The organism is Pseudonocardia yunnanensis (genome assembly GCF_039534065.1).
GTDB lineage: Bacteria > Actinomycetota > Actinomycetes > Mycobacteriales > Pseudonocardiaceae > Pseudonocardia > Pseudonocardia yunnanensis.
In genome coordinates, this window is record NZ_BAAAUS010000023.1 from 366,054 (window position 1) to 377,244 (window position 11,191).

The following is an 11,191-nucleotide window of genomic DNA, read 5'->3' on the forward strand; positions in this document are numbered from 1 at the left end:
CTTGACGACGACCGCACTTCACGAACCACACCGACGGAGCAGACCGATGACGAACTCGACCGCCGCCCTCACCACCAACCGCAGCCGCGCCGGGAACATCGCGCTCTGGACGTTGCAGGTTCTCCTGACCGCCGTCTACGCCTTCTCGGCGTTCGGCAAGCTCACCGCCGAGGCGCAGAACGTCGCGGGCTTCGAGGCCATGGGGCTCGGAATGCCCGGGATGTACATCATCGGGACGCTGGAGCTGGCCGGTGCGATCGCGATGTTCATCCCACGCCTCACCGGCCTGGCCGCCCTGTGCTTCGTGGTGCTGATGATCGGTGCCGTGACGATCACCTTGGCGATCGGTGGCGGGATCCTCGTCGCGATGCCCGCCGCTGTCGGGGTGCTCGCCGCGATCGTCGCCTACGGTCGGCGCGACAGTACGAAGGCGCTGGCGGCCCGGTTCCGCCGCTGACCTCCACCACGTCGGCGTGCTCAGCACCGTGTGGACTTCCGAGCCGGTCAGCGGCCGGTCAGCGGCCGGTCAGCGGACCCAGGCCGCCGGAACGTCGTCCGTCTTGCGTGCGACGAATGCGATGTACTCCAGCGGCTTGCCGTGCACCGACAGTCGATGCCGGTAGTGTTTTTCGGCCAGCGGCACGATTGTCTTCTCGGCGAGCATGCGTTGGATCAGCCGGCTGAAGCCGCTGGGGTCGTCGTCGCGGAGGAAGTCGTCCTTGATGGTGAACGCCAGCAGGCCCGGTGTCTCGATGAGGTTGAAGGCGCCGACGAAGGCCTCGGGCGGGATGTCGCCGAATCCGAGCGCGGCCACCGTGGTCATCGTGTTGAGGTCGGCGTGGAGGAGCACGTCGTGTTGTTCGGGGGTGAGATCGGTGAGGTCGGCGACGAGGTAGTCGTCGTAGACGTCCGGGCGGTCGCGTCGGGTAGCGGCGGCTGCCTCTTCCAGGATGTCGACGCCGTGCACGGTCTCCACGCCCAGCGTGCGGATCTCCTCGCCGACCATGCCGTTGCCGGCGCCGACGTCGAGCACCCGCAGGTTCTCGGCCTTCATCGCGTGCTCGGCCAGCGCCGTGGCGAGCAGGTCGCGGACCAGGCGAGGGGAGACGCATTCGAGCATGTCGTAGAAGAGGCGCTCGTACATTCCGGGGATGTCGTAGATCCGGTGGTAGTCGTGGAATCGGATGCGGTCGCGCCGCCCGTCGACCAGCACTTCGCACCACTCCTCGTCCTGGTCGAGGAGCAGGTCGCCGTCGAGCTCGGGAAGAAATACCTCGAAATCTGCCGATGATGTGACTCCTGAAAGCGTCATCTTGTTCGAGCTCCTGATGGTCATTTCCCCTCCGTGCGACCTCGTCCAGGACGGCGGAAGCGCGATTCATCAGGCGTCGAGCGCCACGCCTCCGACTTCTGGCTGTAATGACCATACAACGGGGTTCGTGACGTGCATGGAAATCTATACGGAAATCGACATGGATGCCTACGAGTGGCAGTGATGGCGCTCACGAAAAGCTTGGCGCGTTCTCGGCGTGCGCCTAAGATCGCGACCATTCACGACACGCTCTGTCGGATGTGGGCCTACAGCCTGAAGAGCTGAGAGTTCTGAATAATGCGTAAACCGGCCCGCGCAGCGTTTCGGTGTCGGCGCTGTGTGCGCTGGGGGAGCGGGCCGAGCAGCCGGTGTCGCTGACGTTCGTCCAGGTCGTAGGCGTCGACGAGCACGTGGAGCAGCGAGTTCATCCCGGTACTGCAACTACCTGATACCACAGCAGGGAGACGGCCAGCAGCGCGGTGCCCCACAGGTCGGCGGCCACGAGCAACCCGCCGAGCAGTTGGCCGATCACCGATGACATTCCGCTGGTCGCGCCGTAGAAGCCGAGAGCGCGGGAGCGGCGCTCGCCCGTGGTGCCGGCCTGGATGATCGAGAGCACCTGCGGCATCACCAGCGCTGCGGCTGCACCTTGCGCGGCGCGCGCGAGCACCAGCGTCGCCCCGTTCGGCGCGATGCCGCAGACCAGCGAGGTGAGCGTGAACAGCGCGAGTCCGAGCAGGAACAGGCGGCGGCGACCGAACGCGTCGCCGAGCCGCCCGCCGAGGACGAGCAGCACGGCGAACGCGAGGCCGTAGGCCGACACGATCAGTTCCAAGGTCGCGGTGGACGCGTACAGATCCGTTTGAATCGTCGGTAGTCCGACGTTGACGATGAAGAAGTCGATGACGGGCAATGCCGCGCCCAGCAGCACCGCGATCATGCCGGCTCGGGTCAGCGCCGACTGGGTGGCCGTACCCGTTGCCGGCCCCGGTGCGGTTTTGTTCGACGTCATGACGCCACATTCGACGGCGTGGAACTCCGGTACCAAGTACGTATTCATCCTCGCATCGGAGCTACCTTGCACAACGGCGCGTGGGATGCAATGTGATGCCGCATCGCTGACCGCTTCTCCCCGTTGCACCTCTTCGGAGACGGGGAAGGTGGCGCCGCACCGCGCGAATTCCGCGTGACCGGTGGAGCGGGTGGTGTGAGGGTGCAGATCATGACCACTCATGTACGGACGTCCGCCGGGACGGTCCGTGGAAGCTGGGAAGACGGAGTAGCCGTGTACCGCGGCGTGCCCTTCGCCGCGCCGCCCGTCGGGCCGAATCGATTCGCCGCCCCCCGTCCTGTCGTGCCATGGGACGGGGCGCGCGATGCCACCCGGTTCGGCCCGCCCCCACCGCAGCCGGGCCGGCCGACGGAGGGAGTGGATTGGCTGAACCTGGCGGTCTGGACGTCCGATCCCGGTCGGACCGGACTTCCGGTCGTGGTGTGGATCAGTGGCGGCACGTACCTGAACTGCAACTCGTCCAATCCGCATCTCGCGGGCGCGACGCTGGCACGAGACGGTGCGGTCGTGGTGAGTGCCCACTACCGAACCGGGGCCGAGGGCTTCGCGAGGCTCGACGGCGCGCCTGACAACCGCGGTCTGCTCGATCAGATCGCCGCACTCCGGTGGGTGCAGGACAACATCGCCGCCTTCGGCGGTGACCCGGGCAACGTCACCGTCTTCGGGCAGTCCGCAGGAGCGGGCTCGATCGCTGCACTGCTGGTGATGCCCATTGCGTTCGGCCTGTTCCGTCGCGCGATCCTGCAGAGCCTCCCGGGAACCTTCTTCGCCCCCGACCTCGCTGCGGACGTCGCGACGGAGGTCAGCGCCGAGCTCGGCCGCTCGCCCCGTGTCGAGGACCTGGTCGCCGTCGCACCCGATGATCTCGTCGCGGCGGCCCGGTCCGTGACGGACCGTCTTCCGCAGCGCGTAGGCCGGTGGGGTTCGGTGGCCTACACGCCTACACCGTTCTCCCCGGTGGTGGATGGTGAGGTCCTGCCGGCGTCTCCGTGGGCCGCGCTCTCCCATGGCGCGGCGCGTGATGTCGATCTGCTTGTCGGGCATACCCGTGACGAGTTCAGCTTGCTCGCCGCCCGGCTCGGCGACGTCGACGCTGCCGGCGTGGACACGCTGCTGAACGTGCTGACACCGACGCCGGGCGTGCAGCGATACCGAGCGGCTTATCCGTTCGCCTCTCCGATCGAGCTGCGCGACACGGCGATGTCGGACTGGCTGTGGCGGATGCCGGCCCTCCATCTCGCCGAGGCTGCCTGCGCCGGTGGTGCGCGGGTGTGGCTCTACGAGCTCTGCTGGGGGTTCAACTCCCTGGGTGCCTCGCACTCCCTCGACACCCTGCTCGTGTTCGGCACCGCCGAAATCGAAACGGGGCTCACGGAAGCCGGCCCGGGTGCCGTGGCGAAGGCCCGTCGCTTGTCGAACCTGATGCGTGCCGAGCACCTGTCGTTCGCCGCCACCGGTAACCCCGGCTGGGCCCGCTACACACCCCACGAGCGCGTCACGCGCGTGTATGACGCTCGGTCCACCCTCGCTCGGTACCCGGAGGAGCGGTCACGCAGCATCTGGCGTGATCGGCGGTTCGGCGCCCTCGGCCTGAGGACGTGACTCCGGGTGTCTGACCTGCATGACGCGCTGGACCCGGCGGCTCTCACCCTGCGTTCGGCTGTACTGCCCGAACCGGTTGGTCAATCGGCTGACCTGCTGACCCGCTGCTGAGAATGCGCAGCCCTGGGCCATATGGGTGCTGCGGGGTATGTGGGCCAGAAGTCTCCGACGCGGGTGGCCAACCAGTGGGCCAGCACGGCGTCGACCTTTTCGGGCTGCTCCAGGGCCACCCAGCGACCGGCAGCAATGGTGACCTCGGTGATATCGCTGCACCAGCGTCGCATGGGTTCGGCGGCGTCGGTGGTGACGACGTCGGCCACCGGGTCGTACGCGGCGCCGATGAACAGCACCGGCAGGTCGAGGCGCCTGTCCCCTGGAATGCGTGACGAGGAGGCACGGTTTGCGGCGTGGTTGAGGTAGTAGGCGGTCGGGCCGGCGAAAACCGTTGCGGGTGAACGACGCGGCGAGTGCTGCGAGGTCGACCTCGTCGAGAATCGCAGTGTCCAGCGGAACATCCGGCACGCTGCCGGACCCGCCGAACCACGCGCCGTCCCTGGTGATGGTGGCGGTTCTCGACACCGTGCCGATGCTTTCCGGATCACCACGTCGGTAGATCGCCTTTCGCAGACCCCGAAATCCGAGAGCGGCAAAGCAATGAATCTGGTGCTTCCAGGTCCGTGCGGTGGCGGGCCGGCCGTGCAGGAAGATCATCAGTGGGCCGTCGTGCGGACCGGCAGCCAGATAGGAGGTCCGCGGACTTTCTGTGTGCGCAGCCATGTGGTGCTGTTGCGGTCGGCACAGCCGCTGGGCGGTTAGCCGAGCATGGGCCGTCGCCGTGGGCAGTAGTAGACCTCGGCTGCCGCGGGAACATGCCCGGCCGGGAAAAGGGCGTCGGCCTGCGTCCGGTAGCCGCGGATGAGTCGTTCCTTGGCGACGATCCCGTCGTCCCACGTCCACGGCACGAGATCGCGCCTCGCGAGGAAGGCCTGGTCCGCCTGTGCGACCTGGTTGTAGGGGAAGTCCGAGTAGTAGATGGTGCGCTCACCGGCCACGTCTCCCACGGCGCGGGTGATCAGGTGATCGACGTGCCTGCCGACGCCGACCGGGCAGAACACCAGTTCGGAAGCGGTCCGGGAGATCAGCTCGGCCACTCGCGCACGCAGCTGCCGGATGAGCATGCGGTCGCCGCGGGAGACCCGTCCCTTCGCGATGTCGAAGCGGAAGGTCGGGTAGCGGTGCACCAGTTCGGGCACGCGTGCGCCCAACCGCTCCACAGGCTCGGGCACCGACCGCCTCCGGTACAGAGCGTCGGGCTCACCGAGGTGGACGGGGTCGGCGCCGATCTCACGGATGACGTCGCGGTCCTCCGCTCTGCGGTCCTCGAACAGCGTGGCGGCGTCGGAGGCCGCGCATTGGCGCATGAACGACCGCGCCGCGAGTGTGTGCGGCGCCGGACCGGCCGCGGTGAACACCGTGGCGACGGTGATGGGGCGGCGCGGCGCGAACTCGGCCATCAACGCCCCGCACGACAGGACGGCGTCGTCGAGGTGCGGGGAGAGAAACAACCATGCGGAGTCGATGGACGACGACGAGGCGAGGTGCGGAGGAAGCGGCACGGTCGGTCCTCGGTCCTCAGTGGACGGGCGCCGCGGCGAGCGCGGCCCGGTACACGTCCGCCTGCCGGCAGGCGAGGACATCCCAGTCGTATCCCGCGGCGAACGCCCGCCCGGCGCGGCCGGCCGCGGCGAGCTGATCGTGGTCGGCGTGGGCCTCGACGATCCGGTCCGCGAGCGCCTCCACGTCGAACGGTGGTATCCGCCAGCCGGCGCCGCGTGGCACCACCTCCTGCAGGCAGGGGATATCGAAGGCGATCACCGGCGTGCCCGAAGCCAGCGCCTCGAGCGCAACGAGGCCGAAGGTCTCGTGGCGGGACGGCACCACGACGAGCCGGGCCGACGCCAGCAGCCGGAACTTCTCCGCTCCGCTCACCCATCCGGCGAACGAGACCCGGTGGGACAGGCCGAGTTCCGCGATCCGTGCCCGGACCCGTGTCTCGTCGGGGCCGCCGCCGGCCACGATCAGCCGACCCTCGACGTGGGCACAGGCCTTCGCCCAGGCGTCCAGAAGGAGGTCGAGGCCCTTGCCGACGAGCTCGAGGCGGCCGAGGAACACGATGTCGCGGCCGGTGCAAGGCGTGGTCGCGAACGCCCGTGGGTCGACCCCGTTGCCGATGACGTCGACGCGCAGCCGTGGGTTCATCGCCAGCAGTCGCTCAGCCGTGCCGTGCGAGACCGCGATGAGGTGGTGGTGTCTGCGGACGCCGGCCCGCTCCACGACGTGGAACGGCAGCCCGTACTGGCGCGCCTTCTCACGCGCATGCAGCCACTGGACGATCCCGATGGTCGGCCGCCCCGTCCACAATGGCGCAGCCATCGTCGAGAAGGGCGCGAAGAAGTCCTCGACCACCAGATCCACGTCCGGGTACCGGCGGGCGGCCGCCGGGAGGCCGGTGATGTAGCCGGCGAGCCGGCTGAGCCGGTTCGCTCCACGCCCGGCGCCGACGGGCACGTAATGCACACCGTCCTGCACCCGCTCCACGGCGTCCGGGTAGCCGGTGGTCAGCACGGTGACGTCGTGCCCGGCGGCGACGAGCCGCCGGTTGATCTCGTGCGTCCTGACCGAGCCACCGCCCGCGCCGGGCATGCGGGGATCCTCGAATCCCAGGTGCAGGATGCGCATCGTCGTGTCAGTTGCCATTGCGGTAACTCCCGATCGTCGTGGCGTAGGTGGTGATGTCGACCTCGCCGGGACCGCTGAACAAGTCGTCTTCGAAGGCCCAGAAGAAGGCCGAGAGCCCGCACTCGGCCGCGTACCGCGGGGCGTGTTGCATCTGACCGGCGAGCCCTTCGGAGTCGTCGTCGCCTCCGGTACCGGGGGCGTCGGGCGAGCCCGGGTTCTCCCCGACGACGCCCAGGCCCGCGTGCCTGGCGTTCGCGATCGTCCACCGGAACGCGGACCAGTCCGCCACGCCCGGCGCGTGCCGCGGGTCCTCGCGCGCGTCCTCGGGCCGGCAGGTGTCCTGCGGCGGGTTCAGCGTCCGCGCCTGTACGGCTGTCGCGTCGCCGATGCCCGTCACGTCCGCGAAGATCGCCCCGCCGCCGAGGTCCGCGGCGAGCGCACCCAGCCGGTCGAGCTGGTCGGGGTAGAGCAGGCCACGCTCGAGGCTGCCGTCCCGGTCGGCCGTGCCGTCCAGGCGGGCGCCGACGGCCTGGACGAGATCCGCAGGCAGCACGCCCCGGCCCGCGAGGGGGATGTGGATCTCTCCGTCGAAGCCGTGCCTGCGCAGGAGCTCGATCTGCCAGACGATCGCCTCGGCGGCCGAATCGGTGTACCACCCGAACCAGCCGGCCACGTCCTCGGCGGTGACGTCCCTTCCGTCGCGTGTCCGGTCGCCGGGGCGCCAACCCGGAAGGGGTGTCGACTCGACGCCCTCGGCGAGGCCCGCGCCGACCTGCGCGGCGTCGTCGAAGGCCCAAAAGGAGTTGTCGGAGTCGCTCCCGTAGACGCGGCCGGGGAAACCGAGCTCGCCCGCCTCTCCGGTGCCGACCCGGATCGCCGCGATCTCGCCGAACGGGAGGGTGGCGCCGAGCCGCTCGACGTAGTGGTCGACGGCGCTGCGCACCTCGGCGCTGAAGATCACGTTCGGCACGCTTCCGGTCCGGTCGGTCCCGTACTGGTTGCGGTACGTGCCGCCGGGCAGGGCACCGACCCATGTCGGCGCGTATTGCAGGCCTAGACCGAGGACGACACCGACGCCGGCGCTCCGGCAGCGTTCGACCGCGCTCGTCAGGGCGCGGACGTAGGCGGGGTCGATCTGACCGGGGATGGGCTCGAACCGGTCCCACCGCACGTCCACGACGGCGAGGTCCACGTCGGCCGCGGCGAGCTGTGAGACCCGCTCCTCGGCACAGTCGGAGCCGAGCACGCCGAAGCGCATCCCGTCGGCCGGCCGGCCCGCGCCGATCGCGGACGCCACAGCGGCCGTCGCCAGCAGCAGCGCCAGGATCGAGGAGAGCGGCCGCCTGAGCAGCAGGGCAAGAAGGTTCATCGGCGCCTACCGTTCCGTCTCGTAGGTGCGTGACGGCTCGCCGACGTCTTGCAGGGCGCCTTGCTCGACGGCCTGCGGGGTCACGTGCCAGATGACCGTGCTTCCGTTCGTGGGCCCGTCGGCGCGGAAGACCGGCTGGGCGTTCGCGATGAGCCAGTCGAGCATCTCGGGCAGGGCGTAGCCGTAGCCCTGCTCGGTGGGGTGGCTCTGGGTCAGGATGTACTCGGCGCCGTTCGCTTCCATGAGCGGTGCCGACGGCCACACGCCGAAGCGTGGGTCGGAGGCGAAGGCGAACTCACCGGTGCTGTTGGTGACGCTGACCCTGGCGTCCGCCGGGAGGTTCGCCTCCACCCACAGACGTGCCTGTTCGAAGCCGTCGTCCACAGTGGTCTCCGCGCGCACACCCAGCAGGACGACGAGCCCGGTGAACAGCGCGCCCACCGTCGCGACCGCAGGCATCCGCGCCGGCCTGCGCTCCAGGCACTCGGCCGCGATCACGGCGAGCGCGACGACACCGGCGATCATCACCGGGTAGCCGTACTGCTCCTCGAACGTGCCGAACGCGGCGCTGTAGACACCGAACCCGCCGATGCACAGCGCCGCCAGTCCGACCAGCCGTCGCTCCGGGCGTGTGCTCCAGCAGGCGAGCAGCCCGGCGACCGGGCATGCCAGCAGCAGCAGGTAGCTGGACCCGAACTGTCCGACCTGGTCGATCAGCCTCTCGACGAGGCTGGGCGAACCGGGCGCGTTGAACCCCGTGTCCTGCACCGCCCCGGACGCGCGGGCGACGCCCCCCAACTTCTGGCTCCACCAGTCGGCCCAGTGCCCGCTTGCCGACACCGCGGCCAGGTACAGCGCATACGGGAGCGCTGCCGCCCCGAGGAGGATCCCGGCCGTCCCGCGGTCCAGGGTGCGCCGCCACAGCGCCGCGAGCAGAACCGGGGCCATCGCGTAGACCGCGATCACGTCCTTGGTGAGGACGGCGAAGCCGAGCAGCAGGCCTGCTGCGAGCAGCGCCGGTGGTCGCGGCCGGCCCCGGGTGAGTTCGACGACCAGGACGAGCATTCCGGCCAGGGCCAGGGCCATGGCGGAGGTTTCGAGGAAGACGCGGCTGTTGTTGCGTAGGACGAATGGTTCGAAGGTGAGAACGGCCGCGGCGGTCCAAGCGAATACCGGCCTTGTGGTCTTGCCTACGAGCACGAACGCCAGCACGACGGACACCGCCCCCAGGACGACGGTGAGCCAGCGCAGCTGGAACACCAGACTCATGCTGTCGCCGGTGAGGTCGAAGAGTCGGATCACGATCCCTTCGAGAAGGAACGCGCCGGGTGGGTGGAGGAAGAACGGCCCGTCCGGGAGGTTCGGGAGCTGGCCGAGGCTGACCGAGCGGCCGAGCTCGGCGTAGAGCATCTCGTCGACCCAGAGCTCGAAGCTGCGGGTGACCCCGACCGCGCGTACCCCGAAGGCGGCGAGCACCACGACGAGCGGAGCCAGCACGGCGAGGACACGATGCCGGGTCCACGCTCTCCTCAGGATCGTCCGGCGGTCCGGCTCTACAGCGCGCGCCGGTTCGGCCGCGGGCGCGGGGTCCGGTTCGGCGGCGGCAGCAGCCGCAGCGGCGACGTACACCTCCTGCCGGCGCGCGGCGACGAGGTCGCGGAACCGGTCCGAGGCGAGGTTCCGGGCCCGGCCGGCCCACGCCGTGATGCGCTTCTCGGCCGTGTAGACGTCGGTGAGGGCGGTCGCGAGCGCAGCGACGTCGCGCCGGTGGACCAGTACCCCGCAAGTGGGCCCGACGATCGGGCGCAGCACCGGATCGTCGAAGGCCACGACGGGCGTTCCGGTTGCGAGCGCCTCCAGCGCGAGCGCGACGCGGTTCCCGGACGCGATTCCCGGCACGACGACGCGAGCAGCTGCGAGGCGTTCGAGCCGGAGCAGCCCGGTCGTGGGGGCCAGCGCGCGCACCCGGTGGGCGATCCCCAGCTGCGTGGTCACCCTGGTAGCCGCCGCGACGAGGTCACGATTCCCCGTGCACAGGACGAGGTCGCCGTCGACCCGGGGGGCGACCTTCGCCCACGCCGCCAGCACGAGGTTCGTCTCCCACCGGTTGCCGTCCCCGGCGAGGTACAGGACGTGGCAGCCGAGCCGCGGGCGGATGTGGAGCGCTGCCCGGTGTTCGCGGTCGTCCGGATCCGGCATCGCGCGGTCACGGGCCGAAGCCGGGAGCTGGTCGAGCTGGTCCGGCCGGGCCACGACCCGGGTGTGCCGGCGGGCGGCCAGCCGGACGGCGAACGAGGCGTGCGGGGCCTCCTCCGGCGGTGCCACGCCGACCGTGGGGCGGCCGCGGACGAGGAGGGTGGCGAGCGAGCCGAGGGTCTCGAGGTCAGTGACGACGACGTCGGGGTCGTACCGGCGGACGGCGGCAGGGACGGCCGTCAGGAAGCCGAGGGCGCGGGTGAACGGGCGGCCGCCTCCCCCGGCGTACAGGTACTGCACGCCGTCGCGGACGCGCGCGCTGTGGCCGGGCGCCCGTGGCGCGAGCACGGTGACGGAGTGGGACTTAGCGATACGCCGGTTGAGCGGGTGGCCGGCCGGCGGCTCTCCGACCGTGTGTGCGGTCGCCAGATGGAGGATGCGCAGCCCGGGACGGCCGGTGGCCCGATCGAGCGGCGGCGCGGCAAGCGCCGACCCGTCGCGGCGCCGCCCGGACAGCAACGTCACCCAGCCCGCGACGGCTGCCATCACCAACCACACCGCCGGGGACGGGCGGGCGAGGAGCAGCGCGGCCATCAGGACCGCGCAGGCCGCGGCACCGATGGTGGTGGCGCGGCCGATGCCTGTCGGCAGGTAGGGCGCGGCGATGGCGGTGAGCACGGCCGTTGCCGCGAGTGCGCCTGCGGCCGAGCCGATCGCGAGGCCGTACGTGCCGCCCAGGTGCCAGCCTGCGGCGAACCCGGCACTCATGAGCAGCGTTGCGGCGAGGAGCGCGAGTTGGCTGCGCCGGTAGTCCCGCAGCGCGAGGAGCACCGTGGTCAGCACGGTCACCGCCGCGTAGCCGACGCCGGCCGCGGCGAGCCATGGCAGCAGCACGAGCGAG

8 protein-coding genes and 1 pseudogene are annotated in these 11,191 nt (G+C 70.5%); 2 read left to right on the forward strand and 7 right to left on the reverse strand.

The genetic code is table 11. From position 1 onward, the window contains the following. Positions 1-46 precede the first annotated feature (46 nt). Positions 47-457 carry a DoxX family protein gene (locus ABD743_RS21535; protein WP_344723929.1) on the forward strand — a complete coding sequence of 137 codons (411 nt, stop codon included), beginning with the start codon at positions 47-49 and terminating at the stop codon, positions 455-457. Between the two features lie 69 nt (positions 458-526). On the opposite strand, the gene ABD743_RS21540 is transcribed toward ABD743_RS21535, so the two are convergent. Both ABD743_RS21540 and ABD743_RS21545 read right to left on the reverse strand, forming a co-directional pair. Beyond that, positions 527-1,312 carry a class I SAM-dependent DNA methyltransferase gene (locus tag ABD743_RS21540; RefSeq protein ID WP_344723930.1) on the reverse strand — a complete coding sequence of 262 codons (786 nt, stop codon included), beginning with the start codon at positions 1,310-1,312 and terminating at the stop codon, positions 527-529. 454 nt (positions 1,313-1,766) lie between these two features. Continuing rightward, a pseudogene (locus tag ABD743_RS21545) lies at positions 1,767-2,324 on the reverse strand (MFS transporter); the annotation flags it as partial. A 210-nt stretch (positions 2,325-2,534) separates the two neighbouring features. On the opposite strand from ABD743_RS21545, the gene ABD743_RS21550 reads away from it, so the two are divergent. Next, a complete protein-coding gene (locus tag ABD743_RS21550) occupies positions 2,535-3,986 on the forward strand; it encodes a carboxylesterase/lipase family protein (protein ID WP_344723931.1) in 1,452 nt (483 codons plus the stop codon). 80 nt (positions 3,987-4,066) lie between these two features. Here the strand turns inward: ABD743_RS21550 and ABD743_RS21555 are convergent, their stop codons facing one another. From ABD743_RS21555 to ABD743_RS21575, 5 genes are all read right to left on the reverse strand, one after another. Next, the gene (locus ABD743_RS21555; RefSeq protein ID WP_344723932.1) at positions 4,067-4,501 is read right to left on the reverse strand and encodes an alpha/beta fold hydrolase; all 435 of its coding nucleotides are present in this window, start codon (positions 4,499-4,501) and stop codon (positions 4,067-4,069) included. Between the two features lie 297 nt (positions 4,502-4,798). Then, a complete protein-coding gene (locus tag ABD743_RS21560; RefSeq protein ID WP_344723933.1) occupies positions 4,799-5,602 on the reverse strand; it encodes a PIG-L deacetylase family protein in 804 nt (267 codons plus the stop codon). Positions 5,603-5,618: 16 nt separating this feature from the next. Then, positions 5,619-6,743, reverse strand: coding sequence for a glycosyltransferase family 4 protein (locus ABD743_RS21565; RefSeq protein WP_344723934.1), 1,125 nt, complete (start codon positions 6,741-6,743; stop codon positions 5,619-5,621). Continuing rightward, positions 6,733-8,094, reverse strand: coding sequence for a hypothetical protein (locus ABD743_RS21570; protein ID WP_344723935.1), 1,362 nt, complete (start codon positions 8,092-8,094; stop codon positions 6,733-6,735). Before ABD743_RS21570 ends, ABD743_RS21565 begins: the two co-directional genes overlap by 11 nt. Positions 8,095-8,100: 6 nt before the next feature. Then, a partial coding sequence (locus ABD743_RS21575; protein WP_344723936.1) for a glycosyltransferase family 39 protein occupies positions 8,101-11,191 on the reverse strand: 3,091 nt, incomplete at its 5' end.